The sequence below is a fragment of the Sorangium sp. So ce296 genome (assembly GCF_051529605.1).
GTDB classification, from domain to species: Bacteria; Myxococcota_A; Polyangia; order Polyangiales; family Polyangiaceae; genus Sorangium; species Sorangium cellulosum_D.
In genome coordinates this window covers 7,904,953-7,928,026 of sequence record NZ_CP150325.1, presented here as the reverse complement: position 1 = coordinate 7,928,026, position 23,074 = coordinate 7,904,953, and the positions used below count along the sequence as shown (strand labels likewise).

Genomic DNA, 23,074 nt, shown 5'->3' with positions numbered 1-23,074 from the left:
GGTGCAGATCGTGAGTGATTCCATACAATCGAAGATGAACGCCCTGATGTTATGTGTCGTTGGTGCCCTGGCGATGGGGTGCAACGTCTGCGAGGATCTGGACGCGCGGATGTGCGCAGACCTCGGGGCAGAGGATTGCGCCCTCTGGCGAGAGAAAGGGCTGAACTTCGTCGCCCAGGCGAAGTCGAGGCCCCGCCGAATGATGAAGGACACGCTGTTCGGGGCCGACGCGCAGACGTGCGAGTCAGCGGGGAGCGACGCGGCGTATTCGCAGATCCTCCAGGCGACGAAGACGCAGATGGCCGCCTACCGCAAGGCGCAGCAGGCCGTGGAGGCAGCGGGGAAGGCGAAGTAGGTGTGCGCCGCCCCGCGAACGCGCCCGAAACAGGCGGAAGCCACGGCGATCGCTGACGTTTCCGGCGACCGCTCATGATCGCCCGGTCGTGCTCGCGGGGTTCCTGACGCACCGGCCCCCTACCCTGAACGGGCGCCCGCTCGCCTCACCCCGCCCGTGGTGATCGTTGACATGGCGAGCGCGCCCCGCGAGCATCGCGCGTCCAGTTATGCGCCGACCTCCCCTCGCCTTGTGTCTCGTGGTGGTGTCGGCGCTCGCGTACGGCGGCCCCGGCTGCGGCGATGACCAGCTCTGCGCGCCGGGCGCGCTCTCCGCGTGCTTCCTCCCCGACGGCTCGCTCGGCGCGCAGCGCTGCAATGACGACGGCACCGCGCTCGGCGCCTGCGGCAGCGCGCCGGGGGCGCTCGGCGGCGGGTGCGGCGCCCTGGGCGAGGCGTGCTGTCCGTCGCTCCCGGCCGAGCTCCGCGCGGGCTGCGACGCGGTCGCGGCGCAGGCGGACGACGCCGCGTGCGACGACTACGCCGGCAGCGCGAGCGCGGCCGGGCTCTGCAGCGGCGGCGCCGCGCCGGACGGCGTCCCCTACGGCCCGGGCTGCGCCGGCCTGCTGAACGACTGCTGCGCGTCGTTGCCCGCGCGGCTCGCGTCCGCCTGCCACGCCACGGGGTTCCGCGGCAACGAGGCGCTCTGCGGCAGCTTCCTCGAGCGGGAGGCCCAGGCGAACGGCCTCTGCGAGGGGGCCGATCCCGCGGCTGAGAGCTGCGGTTACCTCGCCGAGCAGTGCTGTCCCTCGCTGCCCGGAGGGCCGCGCGAGCGCTGCGAGGACCTCGCCGCCGAGGCGGACGCGGACACCTGCCTGGACTACCTGAGCGGCGCCGCGGACGCGGGCCGGTGCCCCACGCTCGGCGGCGGCGAGCCGCTCGCCTCGGCGGCCTGCGACGCGCTGCTCGAGACCTGCTGCGGCACGCTCGAGCCCGCGCTCGCTTACGAGTGCGACTTGAGCGCGCTCTCCGGCAGCCGCGCGCGCTGCGAGGCGTTCGAGAGCGCCGCCCGGGCCGCCGGCCTGTGCCTCGACGGCGGCGGCGGCGCGGGCGGGGGCTGCGGCGATACGTCGAGCGACGTGGACAACTGCGGCTTCTGCGGGAACGTGTGCGGCGACCAGCACGCCGTCCCCTCCTGCGCGGCCGGCGCCTGCTCGCTCGCCTGCGACCTCGGCCACGGCGACTGCGATCGCGACGCCGCGACCGGCTGCGAGGTCGATTTCGAGGGCGACGTGGACAACTGCGGCGGCTGCGGCAAGGGCTGCAGCGACAGGAACGCCGCGGCCGCCTGCGAGGCCGGCGCGTGCGTGCTCGAGTGCGACGCGGGCTTCGCCGACTGCGACGGCGAGGCCTCGACGGGCTGCGAGGTCGAGCTCGACGCCGACCCGTCCCACTGCGGCGCCTGCGGCAACGACTGCTCCGGCGGCGCCTGCGAGGGCGGGACGTGCGGCCCGGGCGCGCTCCAGCTCGCGTCGGGCCTCGCGGTCCCCTCCGCGATCGCGGTCGACGCCGCCGCCGTCTACGTCGTCGGCTTCCGGCCCGCCGGCGGCGTCGCCGTCCGCGTCGACAAGGCGTCCGGCGCGACGACCTGCCTCGCCACCGGCGCCGCGCCGGGCGCCGCGGCCTGCGGGGCGAGCGAGCGCTTCGAGGGCATCGCCCTGACGGACGCCGGCGCGTTCGTCACCGGCTCCGCCGGCGTGCTCCGGTTCCCGCCGTCCGGCGCCGCGACCACCGTCACCGCGAGCGTCCCCGACCCGTGGGCCGTCGTCAGCGACGGCGCCGCGGTCTGGTTCACGTCGCTCTCGCAGGGCGGCCTGTACCGCACCGACGCGCTCTTCGCCGGGCAGCTCGCCGCCGAGATCACCGGCGCCACCGGCGAGGTGGGCGGCGCGCTCGCCGCCGACGCCGATCACCTCTACTGGACCTGGGCGGACGGCACCGTCATGAAGCTCCGCAAGGACGGCTCCGAGCCGCGCCAGATCGCGTCGGCGCAGGATTTCGAGCGCACCAACCTGACGCCGCAATACCTCGCGGCCGACGCCGCCCACCTCTTCTGGAGCACGCCGAGCGGCTACCTCTTCCGGCTCGACAAGGACGGCTCCGGCCTCGTGGCGCTCGCCGACGGCCAGCCCGGTCCCGCGGGGATCGCGGTGGATCCCGAGGGCGGCGGGGCGCTCTACTGGGTCAACCGCCTCGGCTCGGTGCGCCGGGTGCCCAAGGCGGGCGGCGCCGTGGACACGCTCGCCGTGGGGCAGACCGGCGCGATCGCGATCGCCGTGGACGAGGCGTTCGTCTACTGGGCGACGCAGGCGGGCGACCTGCGGAGGATCGCCAAGTGAGCCTCTCCCGCAGGCCCGGTCGCCGCGCGCTCTCGCGGCTGTGCGGCGCGGCCGCCGTCCTGCTCGGCGGCGGAGGGGTGATCGGCGTGGGCTGCAGCCAGGAGCCGCCGGTAGGCGACGTCGCGCCGCCGCCGCTCGGGCCGCAGGACGACACCGATGCGTGCGAGTGCGCCTCGGGCTTCTATTACAACAACCAGCCGATCCCGCTCGCGGAGACGCGCTGCGATACGTTCGTGTGCGGGCGCGACCTCATCTCCTATCAATGCCTCGACGGCGACACCGCCGCCGACACGTGGCGGAGCTATCCGGAGAACCGGTGCGGCGATCTCGCGTGTCCGGCCGAGGGGACGTTCTGCGGCGAGGACATGGTGAACGGCGAGCCGGCCGCGCTCTACCAGTGCCCGGGCGCGGGGCAGATCCCGCTCGAGTGGCGCGTCTGCCCGGGCGGCTGCGAGGACGGCGCGTGCACGGGCGAGGCGAGCGGCGAGTGCCCGTGCGCGGTCCCGCCCATTCCGGGGGGCGATCACATCCCGCTTCACTGCGGGACGACCCTCTGCTTTCCGACGGGCGCCGGCAGCGCCGGCGTGAGGCAGGTGTGCACGGCCGAGGGCTGGCGCAGCCTCGGGCTCGCGTGCAATCAGCCGCAGGGCGATTGTCCGGCGTGCCGCGGCGTGCAGGGCAGCTCCGGCCGCGAGATCACGACCACGGCCTGCGGCGCGGAGGTGTGCGGCCTCGGCGTCGGGAACCAGAGCCGATGGGTGTGCGGCGAGGAAGGCTGGCTCGACCTCAACCTCCCCTGCGATCCCGGCGCCTCGAACGGCGAGGCGGGCGCGGCGCTCGGCCGATGTCCGGTGGAGTTCCGCGACAACGACGGCCAGTGGAAGCCCGTCGAGCCGGGACAGACATTCTGCGGAGATCAGGTGTTCGGCGGCCGCGCCAACAAGGACCTCGCGATCAACCTGGGTGAGCTCGACCTCCGCATCCGGGGCGGGGCGGATCGGCTCTACGCCTGCCCGGGCCCCGGCGCGCGCCCCGTGCCTTACCGCGACTGCGGCGGGCGGGGCGGGAGCGGCGCGTGCATGCGCGTGCGGGAGATCCCGCCCGTGCGCTGGCACGAGGCGATCGGCGCCCATCCCGGCGCGAACGAGCCGAAGATCCGCGACTGGGACCGCTGCGACGAGTCGTGTCCGCCGGTCAGCGACGCCCTTCGCTACTTCCCGGCCTACACCAACGGCGGCACGCTCGCCCAGTGCGAGCACGTCTTCTGCGGACAGGACGTGATCACGGGTCGCTTCGGGACGCTGTATCACTGCGCCTACGACCTCGTCAGCGCGAACTACACGTGCCCGCCCGTGAGCGACACGGCGGTCGTGGGGCGCCCCGTCCCGTACGAGGAGTGCCCGAGCGGCTGCGGGCTCCGGGACCCCACGAAGAACAGCGACAGGTGCGACGCCCACTCGGAGCAGCAGCCGCACGGCATGCCCGATCCCACGCCCACGCCGAGCATCACGTCGACGTGCGATCCGATCGTCGACTACCACGGGAACGCGGTGCCCGTGCGATCGCTCCGCATCGGCTCGCAGGTCTGCGGTCCCGGCGGGCAGGTGCTCGCGTGCGACGAGCGCCAGCTGAACCGCCCCGACGGCTGGCGCGCCACGGGGATCCCCTGCGGCACCTCCTGCGGCGTCTGCGGCCCCGACCCGTACGGCGACCAGACCCCGGTCTGCGCGTACTTCGCCGACGCGGAGGGCCTCGCGTGCGACGACGCGAGCTTCGCGCAGAGCTGGAACCCGTGCTCGAACGCCCCTGGTGTCCGGATCAACACCCCGGCGTATTGCGGTCACAGCCTCCCCGGCATCGACCAGGGCGACCCGAACATGCTGTATGTCTGCAAGGCCTATTGCCCGCGCTGGGAGGGCGGGCCGGGACACATGGCGCCGTGCGAGGGCTCCGAGGGGCTCGGCGGCGGCGGTGCCCCCCGGACGCGCCGCTACTTCCTCGATCACACGGTGTATTGCGCCCTCGGCTGCCAGGGCAACGGGGCGGCGAAGAGCGACGAATGCAAGCGGCCCGGGGGCGGCAAGCGGGCGGCTCCCATCGACGACAGCCGCGTGATCCGGGGGTTCGGCGTCGTGGCCGAGGACTACGGCGGCCGCCACCTCGGCGAGGATCTCGTCAGGAGCTCGGGCGGCACGGCGGGCGCGGAGGTGCACCCGGTGGCCGACGGCCGGCTCCTCTGGAAGGGCATCAACAGATCCCAGTACCTGGGCGCGGCGCTCGTCGAGCACCCGCCCAAGAGCGGGACGGGGGAGCGCTACTGCTCGTTCTATGGCCACCTGGACGTCGACGGGCTGGCGCCGGGCCTGGAGGCGGGACAGCAGGTGACGACCGACGATGTGCTCGGGAAGGTGGTGCGGTGGAACGATATCCCCCGCCTGCACAACCTCCACTTCGACGAGAAGTGGACCGAGTGCCCCACGTCCTCGGATAAGTTCACGTGCTACGCCGACGGACGGACGGAGAACTCGCACCTGCACTACACGGTGCTCTCCGACGCGGAGTGCCGGCGCTTCGCCGGAAGCTGGAACACGCCCTATGGGTACGACGAGTGCAAGACGCCGGACGAGGACGCCGTCGCCCTCACCGCGATGAAGGCCGCGGACGGATGCACGAAGCCCATGGACGGTGCGACGACGGAGGGATACGTCTCGCCGACGTGGTTCATCGAAGCGCCGCCGCAGTGAGCGGCGGCCTCCGCGGCGATGGCGGCCGCCCGCTCAGGGCTTGCCGAGGTAGTCCATCTTGCCGATGTCGAGCCCGTTGTGGCGCAAGATCGCGTAGGCGGTCGTCACGTGGAAGAAGAAGTTGGGCAGCACGAAGCCGAGCAGGTACGGCAGGCCCTTGAACTTCATCGGCTGATCGCGCGTGGGGATCGTGACCTCGCGGTCCTCGGAGCCGTCGATCTGCTCGGCCTTCAAGGTGTTCAGGAACGCGATCGTCTTGGCGATGCGGGCCTGCAGATCGTCGAAGCTGGCCTCGTTGTCCTCGTACTTCGGCACGTCGACGGCTGCGAGCCGCGCCCCACAGCCCTTGGCGCTGTCGCTCGCGATCTGGATCTGGCGGGTGAGCGGCAGCATGTCCGGGGCGAGGCGCGCGTCGAGCAGGACGCGCGGCTCGATCTTCTTCGCCTCGGCGTACGCCTCGGCCTTCTTGAGGATCGCCGAGAGGTTGTTGAGCCCCCTCACGAGCACGGGGACCGACGCCTGATACATCGAGATCGCCATCTTCATCTCCTTGCTATCGCACGGTGCGGAAAGCGTGTCCCCCGTACGTCAGGGGCAGCGCGGTGCGGGAGCACCGCCTGTGGGGGCGCGCGCGGGCGCGAACATAGTGGTGGCCCCGCGCCCCCGGCAAGCGCGCCAGCGCACAGAAATCGCCCGCGGCCTCCCGACCGCTCCCGCTCCCGGCAGGGCGCGGGCCCGCCGGCCGCCGCGCACGCCGCCGCTGAGCGCGCGCCGCGGAGGCGCTCCGCCCCGTGGAAACCACGTGAAGTAATGTAAAGCCTCTTGACGTACCGGGCTTTCGACCTTCTTAGAGGCCCAGGATCGGGCGAGCGCCGCCGCGTCCGCTGGTTCCACCTGTCTTGAAAGGATCCTTGTCGATGAAAACCAAGTTACGGCGATCGCCCTCTCGCCTGCTCGCGCTCTCCGCCCTTGCCCTGGCGTCCTGCGGAGTCGAGCCGCTCGAGGAGCAGCCGCCGCTCGGCGGCGCCGAGGCGGCGTTGAACGGCGCTGTCGCGATCGCGGGGCACGTCGGCAACGACGCGTCGAACGCGGGGATGAGCGGCGTCATCGTGCAGCTCAGCGGCGCCGCGAGCGCGCAGGCCGTCACCGACAGCCACGGCAACTTCCTCTTCGCCGGCTTGCCCGCGGGCGCGTACACGCTCACCGCGGTAAAGCCGGGCGCGACGCTCACGCCGAGCACCGTCAACCTCGGCAGCGTCACGACCGACCAGATCCAGAGCTTCACCTGCGCCGGCGCGTGCGGCGGGGGCCCGGCGGTCGATCCGTACAAGGAGATCGCGATCGTCGACCCGTCGGTCACGCAGGACGCGCGCGCCTCGAACGCGACCGGCGGGCCCTGGAGCTTCCGGTATCTGATCGAGCAGATGACCCCGAGCGGCGTCGATCCCGCGGATTTCGTGGCGGAGTGGCTGGAGGGCTTCCAGCCGCTGACGATCAACGGCTATCCCACGACGAGCCGGGGGATGTTCTCGCTCTTGAACCTCTGGCCGACGCGGCCGGACGGCAAGCTCGACCTCGCGCAGGCGCCGTTCCGGCTCCTCGGCATCTTCAACCGGACCGACCTGCACGCGAGCGGCAGCGGCGAGGCGCGCTTCGTGTTCGGCATCGTCCCCCCGAACCACTTCATCGGCGGGATGACGGTGATCTTCGAGTACCGCCTGCCGACCAACTCGATCGCGCCGGACCGGCACAGCTGGATCGCCCGCTTCCACGCGCTCGGGCAGCGCGCCTTCGGCGCCCAGTACAACCAGGAGCTCCAGGCGATCACGGATCTCTTCACGCAGCGCGGCGCCGAGCGCAGCACGATGGGCAACCCCAACGCGAGCGCGCTCGCCCAGCTCCGCACGAGCGAGGATCTGATGGGCGCCCCCTGGTCGTGGCGGGAGTTCCACCTCGTCCCGGAGCCGACCGGCTATCAGGCCTTCCTGCGGCTCGCGGAGGCCGCCCAGACGCCGGATCAGCAGCTCAACGGCGACGCCGGCCTCGAGGCCTTCCTGCTCGCGAACCGCACCGGGATCATCGCCGGCGCGACGCCGCTCGATCCCTCGTTCCTCGGCGGAGAGGCGGAGGGCAACATCGTCCCTTCCGCCACGAAATGGGTCTTCCCCGGCGTGGACGAGCCGCTGCGCCACGCGTTCGCCGGGCAGACCTGCAACGGGTGCCATAACGCCGAGACCCAGCAGCTCGCCACCTTCTATCATGTGGCGCCGTTCGCGACGCCCGGCCCCGACGGCACCGGGGTCCTCTCGAGCTTCGTCAAAGAGGTCGAGATCCCGCGGCGGGTGAGCTTCATGCAGAACCGGCTCACCTGCGCCCCGCTCGCGGGCGACTGCTCGCCCGGGTCCGAGTCGGTCGCGCCCTGATCTTCCGTTTGGCGCCTGAATGCGGGCGCGCCGATTCGGTCGATAGCGGTGGCGCGCTCCGGAGGAGCGCGGCGGTGGTCCTCGACGGCCGCGCCGCCGCCGCGCTATAGGGGGAGGTCATGCGAAACCCTCTTGTCCTCTGCTTGATCGCCGCAGCGCTCGCGGCCGCGTGCGGCTCGACGACGACCGACCCGGACCCGACCGGGAGCGGCGGGTCGGCCGCCAGCTCGACGAGCGCCAGCTCGACGAGCGCCAGCTCGGCCACCGGGACGTCGTGCGTGCCCGGCTCGACCATGTCGTGCACCTGTCACGCCGTGCGCCCTCCGGGCGTCGCGACGTGCCTCCCCGACGGCAGCGGCTACGGGGCGTGCATGGACGCGGACGGCAGCGACTGCGCCTGTCCCCTGGGGCGCGGCGACGGGTGCTGTGCGGGCGACGGCATCTGCTGCGCGTGCGTGCAAGGCTGCGATCGGGGCTCGGATCCCCAGCAGGATGCCGAGACGGACGCGCTCATCGCCTGCGTCTGCGCGGCGGGCGTGTGCGCGGACGAGTGCGAGGTGGAGTGCGCCGGCGGGGGCATCACGGCGGACTGCGCCCCTTGCGTGCAGCAGGCGGGCATGGACGCGTGCAAGGCGGAGTACGAGGCCTGCGGCGGAATGTGAGCCCCGCGGCGCGCGGGCGCGATCGGCGGGGCCGCGGCGCGCGTCGTTCGATGCAGGGAGCGAGCGAACCTCGAAGTACGCCGCGCTCGCGCTCCGGTCCCTGGACCTCCCCGCTACGTCCCCGCCCCCGGCTCCGCCGCCTTCGCCGGCAGCAGCGCCTCGACCCGGCGGATCAGCTCCGCCGGCTCGATCGGCTTCGGCAGCACGCGCCCCCCGTACGCCGCCAGGAACCGCCGGCTCACCTCGCTCGTCCCGCCTCCGGTCATGAACAGCACCCGGTCCGCGAGCGCCGGCAGCTCCGCCTCGATCCACTCGTGGAGCTCTATCCCCGAGCCTTCCTGCATCACGACATCGCAGAGCACGACGTCGAAGCCCGCGTCCCGCCGGAGCGTCCTTTGCGCCTGCGCGCCCGAGCCCACGCACACGACCTCGTGCGATGACCCGAGCAGCCCCCCGAGCGCCCGCAGGATGAGCGGCTCGTCGTCCACGACGAGGATCCGGGCGCGCCGCGCCGGCCCCTCGTCGCGCGCCGGCGCCGGCGGCGCCGCGGGCTCGGCGCTCGTCCAGACGGGCAGCCGGACGCGGACGCAGGTGCCCACGCCGGCCTTGCTGCTGATCCCGATGCTCCCGCCGCACGACTCGACGATGCTCCGGCAGATCGCGAGCCCGAGCCCGGTCCCCTCGCCCGCGCGCTTCGTGGTGAAGAACGGCTCGAACAGCCGGGGCATGTGCTCCTCGGCCACGCCGCAGCCCGAGTCCACGACCTCCGCGACGACCTCGCGGCCCTGCTGGCGGGTGCGCACCTCGACGAGGTTGTCGGCGACGCGCCCCTCCCGGATCGACTGCGCCGCGTTGATCAGCAGGTTCACGAACACCTGCGTGAGGCGCCCCTCGGCCCCGCCCACGCGCGAGACCGGGGCGAGCTCGCGCACCACGCGCGCGCGGTGCTTGATCTGCGCGTGCACGATGTTGAGCGCGCCCTCGATCACCGCGTTGACGTCCGTCGGCCCGATCGCCTCGTTCGCCTCGCTGCGCGCGAACACCCCGAGATCCCGGACGATGTGCATCACCCGCGCCGCGCCGTGGCGGGCGTCGTCGAGCGGCTGGGCGAGGTGCTCCGTGGCCGCGCCCTGGCTGGCCAGCCGCCGGATCTCGCGGGCGAGCAGCTCGAGGTTCGCCACCACGTACGCGAGCGGGTTGTTGATCTCGTGGGCCACGCCCGCCGCCAGCTGGCCGACCGCGGCGAGCCGCTCGGTGCGCTCGAGCCGCAGCCGCAGCTCCTCGGCCCGGCGCCGCCCGGTCACGTCGCGCAGGAGCGCCATGCGCGACGGCCGCCCCTGCCAGTCCACGTCGACCCATCGAACATCGATGAAGACCGTGTGCCCCCCGAGCTCCAGGCTCGTCTCGCCGGTCGGCAGCGCCACCGGGCAGCCCCGCCCGGCGACGAGGCGCCCCTCGCCGAGCAGCGCCTCCGCGGCGGGGTTCGCGAACAGCACCGCCCCGCCGGGGTCGAGCACGATCACCCCGTCGGCGCTGCGGGCGATGAGCTGGTGCAGGTTGGCCTCGTTCTCCCGCGCCTCCGCCATGGTCCGCGCGAGCTGCGTCACGAGCTGCTGGCGGCTGACCGCATAGCGGATGGCGCGCCACAGCGCGTCGGCGTCGAGGCTGCGCTTCACGAGGTAATCCTGCACCGAGGCGCCGAGCGCGCGCTCCGCGAGGCGCACGTCGTCGTGGCCGGTCAGCACCACGATGGGCACGTGCGCGTCCACGTCGCGAATGCGCTCGACCACCTCCAGGCCCTCCCCGTCGGGCAGGGAGAGATCGAGGAGGACGACGTCCCACCCCTCCTTCACGCGCGCGAGCCCCGCCGCGAGCGTCTCCGCGTGCGCGAGCTCGGCGCGCTGCCACGGCACGGCGTCGAGGTGGCTCTGGACGATCGAGGCGGCGATGGCGCTGTCCTCGATCAAGAGAAGGCGAAAGCGCGGCGCCGGCGGAGCCTGGCTGGATTCGGCGGACATAGGTGACCCCCCCTTCGATCAAAGAACTCGAAGGCTTTCCCGGAAGTCAAGCACCTAACGCGGGCGCCGGCATCCGCGTTATCGTCGCGCAATGGAGTTCCTCGCGTTTCCCAAGATGCCGTGCCTCGGCGCGAGCGATGCTCCGACGTGGGTCGCGCTCGAGAAGATCCACGGCGCGCAGCTCGTGATCGGCGTCGACGCGGCCGGCGTCCGCTTCGGCAAGCGCAAGGAGTGGCTCCGGGACGAGGACCCGTTCTTCGGCTGGCAGCTCCTCCGCGCGTCGCTCCGGGACGCCGCCCGCGCGGCGTTCGCGGCGGTCGGGGCGGAGCGGCTCGTCCTCTATGGCGAGCTCTTCGGCGGCGGCTATCCCCACCCGGACGTCCCCGCTGGCGGCGTGATCCCGGTGCAGACCGGCGTCTGGTACGCGCCCGACCTGCGGTGGGCGCTCTTCGAGCTCCGCGCCGTCGGCGGCGGCGAGGACGCGTTCCTCGCCTTCAGCGAGGCGGCGCCGGTCGCCGCCGCGGCGGGGCTGATGATGCCCCCGCTCCTCGCCCGCGGGCGCAAGGCGGAGATCGCCGCCCTGCCCGAGCGCTTCCCGTCGCGCGTCGCGTCCGCCCTGGGCTATCCGTCGCTCGGCCCGGCCAACCTCGCGGAGGGGCTTGTCGCCAAGCCCGATGTCCGCATGCCGGCGGGCGCGTACATGGCGTTGAAGCGCAAGATCGCCGAGATGCGCGAGGACCGCTTCGACGAGAGCGCGCCGTGGGATCCGGAGCGCCCGGTGGCTCTGCCCACGCTGATCCGCTGGGGCGAGCGGCTCGCGAACGGCCCGCGCCTGGCCTCCGCCGCCTCGAAGGTCGGGCGCCACGATCGCGCGGCCGTCGAGGCGGAGGCGGCGCTCGACGTGCTCGTCGATCTCGAAGCGGCGTTCCCGGGCGCGATGCGCGCCCTCTCGCGCGACGACGGCGAGGCGCTCGAGCGCGCCGTCAGGGCGGCCGTCGCGGCGCATCCGCTCTAGACGAGAGCGGTTCGGACGAGGCTCGGAGTCGTCGCTCCTCGCGGGAGCGCCGCCGTCCGTCACGGATCCGAGCGCTCGACTAGCGCCGGCCCTTGGCTATCCTCCGCCCCGTGCAGACCGAGCCTCCGCGCATCGTTCGACTCGTCCTCGTCACAAGGGCGGGAGATCTCCTTGGCGCACTGCCGCCCTATTCCGTCGCGACGCCGTGGTGGCAGGACACCAGCGCGGTCGTCCAGGGGGCGCGCGAGCGCTTCGGCGTCGAGGTGACGGTCCTCCGGATCCTCGCCACCGAGCTGCCGGCTCCCCACGGCGGGGGCGTCGCCTACCTTGCGGAGGTCGAGGCGCCGCCGCCGCCCGGCGTCGAACCGTGGCGCGGGGCGCTCGACGATCACCCGCTCCGGCAGCCGTGGGCGCGGCCGGGCGGGCCTTCCGACGACCTCGCCTGGGCGGACTCGGTCCTGCGCGCTCGCGGGCTCTCGCGCACGGCGCCCGCGGAGCAGATCCGGTCCTGGAACCTGTCGAGCGTGTGGCGGCTCCGCGCGGGGGGCCAGACGTTCTGGCTCAAGCACGTTCCGCCGTTCTTCGGGCACGAGGGGGCGCTCATCGCGCGGCTCGCGGGCGGGCCCGTGCCGGTGCTCCTGGGCCACGACGGCCGGCGGATCCTCATGCCGGAGCTCCCGGGCGAGGATCTCTATCACGCCGAGCTGCCGATCCTGGAGCGGCTTGTCGCGCTGCTGGTCGGCCTGCAGCGCGACGCGAGCCGGCAGGTCGACGAGCTCCTGGCGCTGGGGCTGCCGGACTTCCGCGGGCCGGCGCTGACACGGCTCATCGCCGACGCGGTGGCCCGCACGCCCGAGCTGTCCGCCGGCGATCGGGCGACCCTCGAGGGATTCGTCGACGGCTTGCCGGAGCGCTTTCGTCGCCTGGCCGAGACCGGGTTGCCCGACACGCTCGTCCACGGCGACTTCCATCCTGGCAATGCCCGCGGTGACGCGACGTCGGTCGCGCTGCTGGACTGGGGCGACAGCGGCGTCGGGCACCCGCTGCTCGATCAGCCAGGGTTCCTCACGCGGGTTCCGCCCGGCGCGGTGGGCCCGCTCCGGAGCCTCTGGGGCCGCGCGTGGCGCGCCGCGGTCCCGGGGTCCGACCCCGAGCGCGCCGCCGAGCTGCTCGCCCCCGTCGCCGCTGCCCGCCAAGCGGTCATCTACCGCACGTTCCTCGACGGCATCGAGCCGTCGGAGCACCCCTACCACGCCAGGGATGTACCGGGGTGGCTCGAGCGAACCGCCGAGATGGTGCGCTCGCGCGCCTAGCGCGGTTTCGCTCGAGGTTGATGCAGCTGTTTTCCGTCGCTCGTGCTCGTCGCTCGTGCTCGTGCGCGCTGACCCCGTGAACTCGCGCACGAAGGACGAGCACGGAAGGCGGGGACGAAAGGCGGAGGACAGTGTACCAGTCGCCCGCGCGGCGCGGGCGGGGACGCGGCAGGCGGGAACGTAACCGGCCAGGCCGACTTAGCCGTTGGTGACGAGGAGCTCCCGGGCGTCGGTGACGACCGCGGCGCGGCGAATCCAGCGGTCCAGCTCGGCGAGGTCGGAGCTCGCGAGGACGCGCTCCCGCACGTCGGCGGGGATCTCCAGCCCGCGGGTCTCTAGCACGGCGAGCGCGGCCTGCGCCTTGGCCTCGATGCTGCCCTCCTGCCGGCCCTTGGCCACATAGCTGCGCGCGAATTCACTCTGATACTGGTATCCGCTCTTCATCATCGCCTCCAACATCCGCCTCGCCGCTTCGTTCAGCGAGGATAGCACCACGTCCGCGTACAGGGCGCGGCGCTCCTCATCGAGCCCGGCTGCTGCCGCCAGGAACGCCACGCCGATCGCCTTCCCTGCCTCGCCCCGTCCGTGCGCCATCGCCGAGAGCACCGCCACCTCGGGCGCGGCCCTCGCCTGCTCGGCGTCCGTGACGACGGGGCCCCCCTCGGGGCCGAGCACCAGCGGCGTCAGGGTCAAGCCGGGATGGCCCGTGTCGATCGGCCGCGAGCACCACTGGGACATCGCCGCGTCGATCGTCACGACCAGCAGCCGGGTCGGACAGCGGTGCCGGGCCCTCGTCTGGGTGACGTAGACCGGCCAGCGGCCATGCTGAATCCTGAGGCGGCATGCCAGGCGCGTGCGGTAAGTCCCGCAGGGGCCAGAGCAGACGCGTCTCATTCTTGAATTCCGGGCAGCTCCCCGGATCCGTCACGCCGTGTGACCTGCGTCCGCCCCGACACCGGGACACGGGCCTTCACTCCTCGGCGATGGCCACGCTCAGCTCGCTGTCGCTGGTGGCCACGTCCCCGCGCACCGGAACGCGCCACGTCCTGCAGCCCGCTCCCGCTCTCGACAGCCCATCCGCTCCGCGGCGCCTGGCCCTCGGCGGGACCGGGGCGCACTTTTCTTCGTGCGCGGGGCTCGACGGCACGAACCCACGGAGACAGGAACAGCGAAGAGGTCACGCAAAGCGCGCAAGGCGTCGCCCGCCCGAGGCCCGCACGCAGCCGATCGACCGCTGACCGCCGCGAGCAACCCCGGTCACGAGGAGCATTGAACCATGTACACAACGAAGGCTTACGCCGCCGCCAGCGCGACATCGCCCCTGGCCCCCACCGAGATCCCGCGGCGCGATCCGACCGCGCACGACGTGCAGATCGAGATCCTCTTCTGCGGGATCTGCCACTCCGACCTCCACGCCGCCCGCGGCGAGTGGGGCCACACGGTCTACCCCATCGTGCCGGGCCACGAGATCGTCGGCCGTGTCGCCAAGGTCGGCTCGGCGGTCACCAGGTACAAGCCCGGCGACCTCGCCGCGGTCGGCTGCATCGTCGACTCGGACAGGACCTGCCCGAGCTGCGTGGAAGGGCTGGAGCAGTTCTGCCCGAACCAGATCATCGTCTTCGGCTCCCCGGACAAGCACCTCGGGGGCGTCACGTATGGCGGCTACTCCGACACCATCGTCGTCGATGAGCGGTACGTCCTGCGCATCCCCTCGAACCTCGACCCCGCCAGCGCGGCCCCGCTCCTCTGCGCTGGGATCACCACGTACTCGCCTTTGCGCCACTGGGGCATCGAGAAGGGCAAGAAGGTCGGCGTCGTCGGCCTCGGCGGGCTGGGCCATATGGGCGTGAAGTTCGCCCGCGCGTTCGGGGCGCACGTCGTCGTCTTCACCACCTCGCACGGCAAGACGGAGGACGCCCTGCGTCTCGGCGCCGATGAGGTCGTCGTCTCCCGCGACGCGAACGAGATGCAGAAGCACGCCGGCAGCCTCGACTACATCCTCGACACCGTCTCCGCGGACCATGACATCAACGCCTTCCTCAATCTGCTCCGCCGCGACGGCAACATGACCCTCGTCGGGGCGCCCGCGAAGCCCCTGAGCGTCGCCGCGTTCGGGCTCATCATGGGGCGCCGCAGCCTCTCCGGCTCGAACATCGGCGGCATCGCCGAAACCCAGGAGATGATCGATTTCTGCGCGGCGAACGACATCACCGCCGACGTCGAGATCATCCCCATCCAGAATGTCAACGAAGCCTACGAGAGGCTGCTCAAGTCGGATGTGAAGTATCGCTTCTCCATCGACATGGCGTCGCTCCGATCCGGGTGAGCGGCGCGACGCGCCCATGAAGACGACTCCCAAGAAAGACTTCCCGGTCGCGGAGATCCGCCGGTTCCTCGAGCCCGGCCCGATCGTGCTCGTCAGCTCGGCGTGGCGGCGCGAGACAAACATCATGACCATGGGCTGGCACACGGTCATGGAGTTCGCGCCGTCGCTGGTCGGGTGCGTCATCAGCAGCGCGAACCACAGCTTCGAGCTGATCCGCCGCAGCAAGGAGTGCGCGATCAACATCCCCACCGCGGAGTTCGCCGAGGCGGTGGTCGGCATCGGCAACTGCTCGGGCCGCGACACGGACAAGTTCTCCGCCTTCGGGCTCACGCCGGTACCCGGCGAGGTGGTCGGGGCGCCGCTCATCGCCGAGTGCCACGCGAGCCTCGAGTGCCGGCTCGCGGACGCTCGGCTCGTGAAGACCTACAACTTCTTCATCTTCGAGGTGGTCAAGGCGCACGCCGCGACCACGCCGCGCTACCCGCGCACGCTCCATTATCGCGGCGACGGCATCTTCATGCTCTCGGGGGAGAACACGCGCCGGTATCGCCGGCTCTTTCGCCCCGACATGCTGTGACGCGCCGCCCGCGCGCAGCGCCGGGGCAGCGCGCCCTTTCCGGGCCGCGGCTCAGCGCGCCGGCGCGTTGACGAGCCGGGCCGCGCACCGGCCCTCGTGGCAAAGACAGCCGCCGCCGCAATCCATCGTCCCCGGCCGGCACTCCTGCGTGCACATCATCCCGCCCTCGCACGCGGGCGCCGTGGCCTTCGCGACGCAGGCGGCCGGGTGGCACCCGCAGACGGGCACGCAGTCCGCGTCGCTCTGGCACGGGTCGCTGCCCACGGCGATCGAGTCGTCCGTCGGGGTGGCCGTGGGCGTCGTCGTGGCCGGATCCGGCGCCGGCGGCGCGTTCGAGCCGGGAGGCTCGTTCCGCGAGGCGCTGCACGCAGCACAGCAGAGCACGGCGGCCAGGAGGAGCCCCATCGAGCGATCGAGGATGTGTCTCATGCGCGTGCTCTCTCACGGATCACCACGAGGTTCCATCACGACCTGCGAGCTCATCCGGGCGCGGCGCCCGATCCCGCGCCGCCGCGCGCGCCGGAGGCCGCCCTCCAGAGCACTTGGCGGCGCCGGGCCGCCATCTCATCGCCCGCGGAAGCTCTCCACCAGATGGTCCACGAGGGCGCGGACGCGGCGCGGGAAATGGCGGCCCGCCGGGTAGACGACCGACAGATCCGCCGCGCGGACGAACCGGTTCAGCACGGACTCGAGCCGGCCCGCCTCGAGGTCGCCCTCGACGTCCCAGAACGACTTCTGCGCGACCCCGAGGCCCGCGAGCGCCCACGCGCGGACCAGCTCGCCGTCGCTCGAGCTGCGCCGCCCGCGCACGCGGACCGCCTGCGTCCCCTCGCCCTCCGCCGCGAACGTCCACGTCGCCTCGTTCCGGCCCTCCGCGTTCCAGAGCAGGCAATCGTGATCGGCGAGATCGCCCGGCGCGCTCGGCCGCGGGTGCCGAGCCCAGTAGCCGGGCGCCGCGCACACGACCCGGTGCCCGGTGGCGAGCCTGCGCGCGGTCAGGCTGCTCCCCTGCAGCGGTCCCACGCGCAAGGCCACGTCGAAGCCCCCGCGCACGAGGTCGACGACCTCGTCCGAGAGGTGGAGATACACGCTGATGCGCGGGTGCGCCTCCAGGAACGCCTCGAGGACGGCGCGCAGGCGGCCGCGCCCGAGATCCGAGGGCGCGGTGATGCGCAGGCTGCCCCGCAGCGAGCTCTGCCCGCGCCGGATGCACGCCTCGCTCCGCTCGATCTCGTCGAGGATGCGGCGGCAGTCGACCAGGTAGCGCTCGCCCTCCTCGGTGAGGCGGAGCCGCCGCGTGCTCCGGACCACGAGCTGCACGCCCAGCCGCTCCTCCAGGGCCGCGAGCCGCGCGCTGACGGTCGACGGCACGGTCGCGAGCGAACGCGCGGCCGCGCTGAGGCTGCCGCGATCGACGATCTCCAGAAACGTCTGCATCTCGAGGAGCGCGCTCATCTTTCGATTTTATCGAAAGGTGTTGCGCGGCTCGAGCCCGTACTCGCCCTGGCCGCCGCGCTCCACCTTTCCCCTGCGCTCGCGAGCACGGACCGGGCGCGGACAGACCTCGAAGCAGGAGCAAACCATGAGCATCCAGAACAAGGTCGCCCTGGTCGTCGGCGCGCAAGGGATCATCGGCCGCAACCTCATCGATCACCTCGAGGCGCTCGGCGAATGGGACGTGATCGGCCTGTCCCGGCGCGGCGGCGCGCCCGCGGGCCGCGTCCGCCACGTGGTGGTCGATCTGCTCGACCGGGAGGACTGCCGGAAGAAGCTCGGCGGCCTCGCCGAGGTCACGCACATCTTCTACGCCGCCTATCAGGACCGGCCCACGTGGGCCGAGCTCGTGCCGCCCAACCTCGCCATGCTCGTCAACGTGGTCGACGCTGTCGAGCCGGTCGCGTCGGGACTCCAGCACATCAGCTTGATGCAGGGCTACAAGGTCTACGGCGCGCACCTCGGCCCGTTCAAGACGCCGGCCCGCGAGACCGACGCGCACCACATGCCGCCCGAGTTCAACGTCGACCAGCAGGCGTTCCTCGAGGCCCGGCAGCAGGGCAAGGCCTGGTCCTGGTCGTCCCTCCGGCCGTCGGTGGTGTGCGGCTTCGCGCTGGGCGTCCCGATGAACCTCGCCATGGTCATCGCGGTCTACGCGGCGATGTCGAAGGAGCTCGGCCTGCCCCTGCGGTTCCCCGGCAAGCCGGCCGCCTACGACAGGCTGATCGAGATGACCGACGCGCGCCTGCTCGGCAGGGCCACGGTCTGGGCGGCGACCAGCGCGCCGTGCCGCAACCAGGCGTTCAACATCAACAACGGCGACATGTTCCGCTGGAGCGAGATGTGGCCGAAGATCGCTCGCATGTTCGACATGGACGCGGCGCCCCCGCTGCCGATGCCGCTCGCGGACGTCATGGCCGACAAGGAGCCGCTCTGGAACGCCATGATCGAGAAACACGGCCTGGCGCGGCACCCGTACCGGGACGTGTCGTCGTGGCGCTTCGGAGATGCGGTGTTCTCGTGGGACTACGACGTGATCGCGGACGGCTCGAAGGCGCGCCGGTTCGGCTTCCACGAGCACGTCGAGACGGAGGCGATGTTCCGGGGGATCTTCGAGGATCTCCGGCGGCGGAGGATCATCCCGTGATCGACCCGCGTCCCCTCACGCTCTCGAGACCGGTCCACCTGCCGTGCCGCGTCCCGCTGGGGCTCCGCGGCGAAGGGCTCCCCGACACGGCAGCGTAGCTCCTCGCCGGCGGCGTTCGCCCTTGCCTCGAGGTCCTGCCGAGCTGCCCGCCTCCGAAGGTCGCGGCCGCGGTGCCAGCTGTGAGTGCCAGCGGTGCCACCGGTGCCAGAGGGCTCCGAACGTCGCGTGGCCCTGGCGGATCGGCTGGGTTTCCGGCGCAGATCCCGCGCGCTCACGCCTCCATCCCCGGGTGGCCGCGCGCGGCACGGCGAGTGCAGACACGAAACGCCAGACGCCAGACGCCAGACGCCAGACGCCAGACGCCAGACGCCAGGCGCAAGGCGGGCGATTGCGACTCGCCCTCGGGAACGCTGGGCGGACAGATCGATGCGTTTCAACCTGCGAAGCTAAGGAGTGGATCCAGTGACCAGCCTCTTGAACTTGAACCGGCTTCACCGCATGTACGCAACCCTCGGCCTCCTCGCGTCCGCGGCCTTCGCGCCGGCCTGTGTGGCCGAGGGCGTGACCGGCGACGAGGCAGCGCTCGCGGCCGGCGACGAGGCCGAGCTCGTCGACAGCGAATCGAGCGCCATCACCAGCGGGAGCGCCCCCGCGGCGTGGATGCGGCAGCGGGTCGTGTCGCTCGGCAACTGCACCGGCGTCATCGTCAGCAAGAATCACGTCCTCACGGCCGCGCACTGCCTGCCCGCCGTGGGGACCACGAAGGTGCAGTTCTATAGCACCATGAACACGCCCGACGCGCCGAAGACCGACGTCACCAACGTCGCCTTCAAGCCCGGCGTGGATCCGTGGGATGACGAGCTCGACGACAACGGGGGCAACTTCGCCGACATCGCGGTCCTCACGCTCGCGAAGCCGATCCCGTCGACCTCCGTGGTGGCCAGCCTCGACCTCCATTACCCCGGAGACGACGCGACCGGCACCCAGGTGGGCCGCGGGCTGCACGACGGCGGGAGCAACTCGACGAGCCTGCTCAAGTATGCGACGAACGGCCTCTATTCGGACAACGTGGACGACGGATACTTCTACACCAACGACGACCGTACCGACGACGGGGACTCGGGCGGGCCGATCTTCACCAACGGGCAGCGCGTGTCCGGGGTGCTCTGGGGCTCTTGGTGGGTCGCCTTCGCCATGCGCAACAAGTACACGAGCACCCAGTACCACCTCAACTGGATCCTCGACAAAATCGGGTACACCGGGAGCGGCGCGTACTCGCAGACGCTGACCAACAAGCTCATCGACGGATGGCCCTACGGTTTCGTATCCGGCGACCTGAGGAAGTGCAAGTACGCCTGTGAGCACGACTCGCAGTGCATCGCCTACAGCCACGAAGGAGGCGGAGAGAACAACTGCTACCTCTACGACGACATGGGCGACGGACCGGTGACGTACAGCGGCTTCACGACCGGGATCAAATGAGGCGCGCGGCGCGGCGCGGGCGCATCAGGAGCTCACCGCGCCGCCCGAGCCCACCCCGGGGATGCCGCGCCCCTCGCGCACGACGCGACGCCTCACGGCGTTGCGTCGTGGCGAACGCGGTCAGTCATCCCGTGATGCGCCCGCGCTCCCTCACGCGAGCGCCCGGATCGCCCGCAGCACCGTGTCCACCTCCGCCTCGTCGTTGAGCAGGCTCGGCGCGACGCGCGCGTACGAGGTCCGGTACGGCGACGTCGACGCGATGACCTTCCTCTCGCGGAGCCTCTTCACCGCGGCCTCCGGCGTCATCCCCGCCACCTCGAAGCAGATGATCCCCGCGGAGAGCGCGTCGTCGAGCGGCGTGTGCAGCGTGACGTGGCGCATGCCCTCGAGCCCCTCCTTGCACTGCCGGTTCAGCGCGTGGATGCGGTCCGCGACCCTCGCCTTGCCGATGCGCCGGTGGAACGCGAACGCCGCGGGCAGCGCCCAGCGGTGCTCGAAGGAGTGGAATCCCCCCGGCGTCATCATGTTGGCGTTCGTGGGCGGCGGCGGCTGCCCCTGTAGCCAGGCCTCGTAGGCCTCCTTGCCGAACTGCGGGATGCTCGGGCGGAGCAGCGGCCAGAGCTCGGCCTTGCCCCAGAGCACGCCCGTGCCCCGCGGCCCGAAGATCCACTTGTGACAGCCGGCCGAGAAGAAATCGCAGCCGAGGTCGGCCATGGTGGCGTCCTCGACCCCGAAGCCGTGCACGCCGTCCACGCCGCAGACGACGCGATCCTCCGGCGCCCGCCCCTGGTTCGCCCTGGCGACGACCTCCGCGATCGCGCGCACCGGCGTCTTCACCCCCGTGCTCGAGTGGACCCACGTGATCGCCACGACCCGCGTGGCCGGCGTGATCGCTCGCTCGATCGCGCCCGCCATCTCCGCCTCCGTCGCGTCGCTGCCCCGCTCGTAGAGCGCGATCTTCCGCACCACCGCGCCCGACCGCTCCGCGGCGAGCCGGAGCGACTCGTGCATCGCATAGTGATCGTGCTCCGTCGTGAGCACCTCGTCCCCGGCCTTGAGCGGCAGGCCGAGGTACAGCAAGGCGAGCCCCATCGTGGTGCTGTCCGTCAGCGCGATCTCGTCGGCATGGGCGCCCATGTACGCCGCGGCGGCCTCCCGCACCGGCGTCGTGTCCTCGTGCTCGTGGACCGCGTCCACCGGGTTCTCGTCGAGCTCCCGCCGCAGCGCCTCGATCGCCTCGCGCACGGGCCGCGGGTGCGAGTCGAGATAGAAGCTCGTCATGTGGATCCACGCCGGCGACACCTCGAACTCGTCCCGGATGCGCTGCCACGCGTCGGCCGGCGCCTGGGCCCGATCGCCCGCGGCCGCCACCGCCTCCGGGGCCGCGCAGCCCGCGGCGCCGATCAACAGCATGCCTTCGAGCAGGCTGCGCCTCGATAGCTTCGTCGTCATCTACAGCTTCCTCCCTCCGTGCCGGGCGCGGTCCCTCTGGAGCCGCGAGCTCGCGCGCCAACGGGCGCTTCGATGCCGCGCCAGGGAGGTCCCCCCCTCGCCGCGCCGGCAGGGGAGTATGCACCGGGGCTCCAGACAAGCAGTCACTATCTGACACCAAACAACGTTTCACCGCGCGGCGCTCACCGCGCGGCGCGCGGGTGAATCGCGTCAATCCGCGCTCTCGGCCTCATCCCGTCACGCCGCTCGAGCGCGACATTCCCGGGTTGCCATGGATGGTCGGTGTCTCCCGCGCGGGGTCGCGCGCCGGTGCCGGGATCTCAGCGGATGAGATAGCCGTCGATGAACGACGCGACGTCGTCGGCGAGCGTGCCGACCTCGACGGGGACGCCGGCGGCGCGCAGCAGCGCGATCCCGCGGCCGAGGTTCCGCGGGTGGCTGTCGATCACGGCCACGAACACCGCGCCGACGCGCCGGGCGATCAGGGCCTTGGCGCAGGACGGGGTGCGGCCGAAGAACGAGCACGGCTCCAGCGTCACGAACGCCGCGCAGTCCGAGAGATCGCCGGGGAGCGTCGCGAGCGCCATGGCCTCGGCGTGGTGGCAGCCGGGCGCCTGCGTGAAGCCCTCCGCGACGACGCTCCCGCCGCGCACCACCACGCAGCCGACGGGCGGGTTCGGGCGGCAGCTCGGGAGCGCGCCGCGCGACAGCTCCAGCGCCCGCGCCATGAAGCGCCGCTTCTCGGCCTCGGTGTACGAGGGCCGAGCCCGCCGGGCGATCTGCGCCTCCACGGCCGGCGCGCTCACGGCGCCGGGCACGGGTAGCGGGCGTGGATCTGTTCGATCTCGGCGAGCACCTCCTTGCCGAGCTCCACCCCCGCGCTCTTCACGTTCTCCTCGAGCTGCGCGAGCGTGGTCGCCCCGATGATGGTGCTCGCCACGAACCAGCGGCTGCGCACGAAGGCGTAGCTCTCGGTGCGCCCCTGCGTCTCGGCGCGGGTCGGCACCGGGTACATCTCGGCCGCGTCGACGAAGTTGATGCCCGCGTCGAACGCGTAGTCGAGCTGCGCTTTCGCGTCCTCGAGCGTGTTCTGCTCGCCGAACGTCATCGTCCCAAGGCAGAGCTCCGAGACCCGGAGCTCGCTGTCACCCAGCTGTCGGTAGTGCATCGCTGTTCCGTCCGTGGGCCTCCAGTACCACGGAGCCAGTACCACGGAGCGGCGGCCACGTCCACCATAACGGACGATGGCTCTCTTATAGCGGACACTCCGCGGCGGCGTGGCGCCAGACGAGCGCGTGGAGCGCATCGGCGACCGAGGGCGGCCTCCGTTCAGGCCGCGGGCTTGCGCTGGCAGCAGAAGCGCATCGCAGGGGACCACGGTCGATCCCCCGCCTCCCCCGCTCCCCGGCGGCACAAGCGCCAAGCGGCCAACAGCGCTCTCCGATTCCGCCAAGCATGCTGCGCGAACAGCGTGGGTGGAGCGGCGCTCCAGGCGGGCCGCATCAGCGAACGGGGCAGTGAGGCCACTCAAAATAATCTGAAGGGTCGCTCCCCCTGGCGGCACTAAGAGCAGTGAGCTGGCCGGACGGTGCGGCGGGGAGCACGCCGTCGGCGAGATCAGACGCAGCTCTGCTCGAATTCTCTTCGGCGAATCCGTGTCCACGGCTCGTCGACGCCGTCGACGCGAGG

General features: G+C 72.2%; 17 protein-coding genes and 2 pseudogenes. 11 read left to right on the top strand and 8 right to left on the bottom strand.

The genetic code is table 11. From position 1 onward, the window contains the following. Positions 1-46 precede the first annotated feature (46 nt). From WME98_RS29320 to WME98_RS29310, 3 genes are all read left to right on the top strand, one after another. Positions 47-355, top strand: a complete 309-nt coding sequence (locus WME98_RS29320; RefSeq protein ID WP_437945032.1) for a hypothetical protein — start codon at positions 47-49, stop codon at positions 353-355. 208 nt (positions 356-563) lie between these two features. Then, a complete protein-coding gene (locus WME98_RS29315; protein ID WP_437945031.1) occupies positions 564-2,732 on the top strand; it encodes a hypothetical protein in 2,169 nt (722 codons plus the stop codon). Beyond that, the gene (locus WME98_RS29310) at positions 2,729-5,476 is read left to right on the top strand and encodes a M23 family metallopeptidase (protein WP_437945030.1); all 2,748 of its coding nucleotides are present in this window, start codon (positions 2,729-2,731) and stop codon (positions 5,474-5,476) included. The genes WME98_RS29315 and WME98_RS29310 overlap by 4 nt, the downstream gene beginning before the upstream one ends. Positions 5,477-5,509: 33 nt before the next feature. Here WME98_RS29310 and WME98_RS29305 read toward each other — a convergent pair whose 3' ends face one another. After that, positions 5,510-6,016 (bottom strand): DUF1993 domain-containing protein, encoded by a 507-nt coding sequence (locus WME98_RS29305; protein WP_437318185.1) that lies wholly within the window; start codon positions 6,014-6,016, stop codon positions 5,510-5,512. Between the two features lie 377 nt (positions 6,017-6,393). On the opposite strand from WME98_RS29305, the gene WME98_RS29300 reads away from it, so the two are divergent. Beyond that, positions 6,394-7,899 (top strand): carboxypeptidase-like regulatory domain-containing protein, encoded by a 1,506-nt coding sequence (locus tag WME98_RS29300; protein WP_437336110.1) that lies wholly within the window; start codon positions 6,394-6,396, stop codon positions 7,897-7,899. A gap of 119 nt (positions 7,900-8,018) precedes the next feature. Then, a complete protein-coding gene (locus tag WME98_RS29295) occupies positions 8,019-8,561 on the top strand; it encodes a hypothetical protein (protein ID WP_437945029.1) in 543 nt (180 codons plus the stop codon). A gap of 113 nt (positions 8,562-8,674) precedes the next feature. On the opposite strand, the gene WME98_RS29290 is transcribed toward WME98_RS29295, so the two are convergent. Next, the gene (locus WME98_RS29290) at positions 8,675-10,579 is read right to left on the bottom strand and encodes a response regulator (protein WP_437945028.1); all 1,905 of its coding nucleotides are present in this window, start codon (positions 10,577-10,579) and stop codon (positions 8,675-8,677) included. 91 nt (positions 10,580-10,670) lie between these two features. Between WME98_RS29290 and WME98_RS29285 the strand changes: the two genes are divergently transcribed. Then, entirely contained in the window at positions 10,671-11,594 is a 924-nt protein-coding gene (locus WME98_RS29285; RefSeq protein WP_437945027.1) for an RNA ligase family protein, read from the top strand. Positions 11,595-11,704: 110 nt separating this feature from the next. After that, a complete protein-coding gene (locus WME98_RS29280; RefSeq protein ID WP_437945026.1) occupies positions 11,705-12,907 on the top strand; it encodes an aminoglycoside phosphotransferase family protein in 1,203 nt (400 codons plus the stop codon). 198 nt (positions 12,908-13,105) lie between these two features. Here the strand turns inward: WME98_RS29280 and WME98_RS29275 are convergent. Then, a pseudogene (locus WME98_RS29275) lies at positions 13,106-13,723 on the bottom strand (hypothetical protein); the annotation flags it as partial. Between the two features lie 460 nt (positions 13,724-14,183). Here WME98_RS29275 and WME98_RS29270 point away from each other — a divergent pair. Together WME98_RS29270 and WME98_RS29265 are read left to right on the top strand one after the other, a co-directional pair. Further along, a complete protein-coding gene (locus WME98_RS29270) occupies positions 14,184-15,233 on the top strand; it encodes an NAD(P)-dependent alcohol dehydrogenase (protein WP_437945025.1) in 1,050 nt (349 codons plus the stop codon). 16 nt (positions 15,234-15,249) lie between these two features. Next, positions 15,250-15,810 (top strand): flavin reductase family protein, encoded by a 561-nt coding sequence (locus WME98_RS29265; protein WP_437945024.1) that lies wholly within the window; start codon positions 15,250-15,252, stop codon positions 15,808-15,810. 51 nt (positions 15,811-15,861) lie between these two features. Here WME98_RS29265 and WME98_RS29260 read toward each other — a convergent pair whose 3' ends face one another. Next, complete coding sequence (locus tag WME98_RS29260) at positions 15,862-16,239, bottom strand: hypothetical protein (protein ID WP_437938928.1); 378 nt, start codon at positions 16,237-16,239, stop codon at positions 15,862-15,864. 135 nt (positions 16,240-16,374) lie between these two features. Beyond that, on the bottom strand, positions 16,375-17,265 hold the full coding sequence (locus WME98_RS29255) for a LysR family transcriptional regulator (protein WP_437945023.1): 891 nt from the start codon (positions 17,263-17,265) through the stop codon (positions 16,375-16,377). A gap of 127 nt (positions 17,266-17,392) precedes the next feature. On the opposite strand from WME98_RS29255, the gene WME98_RS29250 reads away from it, so the two are divergent. Next, positions 17,393-18,451 carry an SDR family oxidoreductase gene (locus WME98_RS29250; protein ID WP_437945022.1) on the top strand — a complete coding sequence of 353 codons (1,059 nt, stop codon included), beginning with the start codon at positions 17,393-17,395 and terminating at the stop codon, positions 18,449-18,451. Positions 18,452-18,913: 462 nt separating this feature from the next. Next, positions 18,914-19,933 (top strand): trypsin-like serine protease, encoded by a 1,020-nt coding sequence (locus tag WME98_RS29245; protein ID WP_437945021.1) that lies wholly within the window; start codon positions 18,914-18,916, stop codon positions 19,931-19,933. 150 nt (positions 19,934-20,083) lie between these two features. Here WME98_RS29245 and WME98_RS29240 read toward each other — a convergent pair whose 3' ends face one another. The 3 genes and pseudogenes from WME98_RS29240 to WME98_RS29230 form a co-directional block, all read right to left on the bottom strand. Further along, positions 20,084-21,385, bottom strand: a complete 1,302-nt coding sequence (locus WME98_RS29240; RefSeq protein ID WP_437945020.1) for an aminotransferase class V-fold PLP-dependent enzyme — start codon at positions 21,383-21,385, stop codon at positions 20,084-20,086. Between the two features lie 320 nt (positions 21,386-21,705). Then, the gene (locus WME98_RS29235) at positions 21,706-22,113 is read right to left on the bottom strand and encodes a bifunctional diaminohydroxyphosphoribosylaminopyrimidine deaminase/5-amino-6-(5-phosphoribosylamino)uracil reductase RibD (RefSeq protein ID WP_437339445.1); all 408 of its coding nucleotides are present in this window, start codon (positions 22,111-22,113) and stop codon (positions 21,706-21,708) included. 236 nt (positions 22,114-22,349) lie between these two features. Further along, positions 22,350-22,553, bottom strand: a pseudogene (locus tag WME98_RS29230) (aldo/keto reductase); the annotation flags it as partial. Between the last annotated feature and the right edge of the window lie 521 nt (positions 22,554-23,074).

Excerpts from the sequence above, each read along its gene's own strand:
- WME98_RS29320 (WP_437945032.1), top strand. The coding sequence starts at position 47 with ATGTTATGTGTCGTTGGTGCCCTGGCGATGGGGTGCAACGTCTGCGAG.
- WME98_RS29315 (WP_437945031.1), top strand. The coding sequence starts at position 564 with ATGCGCCGACCTCCCCTCGCCTTGTGTCTCGTGGTGGTGTCGGCGCTC.
- WME98_RS29305 (WP_437318185.1), bottom strand. The coding sequence starts at position 6,016 with ATGGCGATCTCGATGTATCAGGCGTCGGTCCCCGTGCTCGTGAGGGGG.
- WME98_RS29300 (WP_437336110.1), top strand. The coding sequence starts at position 6,394 with ATGAAAACCAAGTTACGGCGATCGCCCTCTCGCCTGCTCGCGCTCTCC.
- WME98_RS29295 (WP_437945029.1), top strand. The coding sequence starts at position 8,019 with ATGCGAAACCCTCTTGTCCTCTGCTTGATCGCCGCAGCGCTCGCGGCC.
- WME98_RS29290 (WP_437945028.1), bottom strand. The coding sequence starts at position 10,579 with ATGTCCGCCGAATCCAGCCAGGCTCCGCCGGCGCCGCGCTTTCGCCTT.
- WME98_RS29285 (WP_437945027.1), top strand. The coding sequence starts at position 10,671 with ATGGAGTTCCTCGCGTTTCCCAAGATGCCGTGCCTCGGCGCGAGCGAT.
- WME98_RS29270 (WP_437945025.1), top strand. The coding sequence starts at position 14,184 with ATGTACACAACGAAGGCTTACGCCGCCGCCAGCGCGACATCGCCCCTG.
- WME98_RS29265 (WP_437945024.1), top strand. The coding sequence starts at position 15,250 with ATGAAGACGACTCCCAAGAAAGACTTCCCGGTCGCGGAGATCCGCCGG.
- WME98_RS29260 (WP_437938928.1), bottom strand. The coding sequence starts at position 16,239 with ATGAGACACATCCTCGATCGCTCGATGGGGCTCCTCCTGGCCGCCGTG.
- WME98_RS29255 (WP_437945023.1), bottom strand. The coding sequence starts at position 17,265 with ATGAGCGCGCTCCTCGAGATGCAGACGTTTCTGGAGATCGTCGATCGC.
- WME98_RS29250 (WP_437945022.1), top strand. The coding sequence starts at position 17,393 with ATGAGCATCCAGAACAAGGTCGCCCTGGTCGTCGGCGCGCAAGGGATC.
- WME98_RS29240 (WP_437945020.1), bottom strand. The coding sequence starts at position 21,385 with ATGACGACGAAGCTATCGAGGCGCAGCCTGCTCGAAGGCATGCTGTTG.
- WME98_RS29235 (WP_437339445.1), bottom strand. The coding sequence starts at position 22,113 with ATGGCGCGGGCGCTGGAGCTGTCGCGCGGCGCGCTCCCGAGCTGCCGC.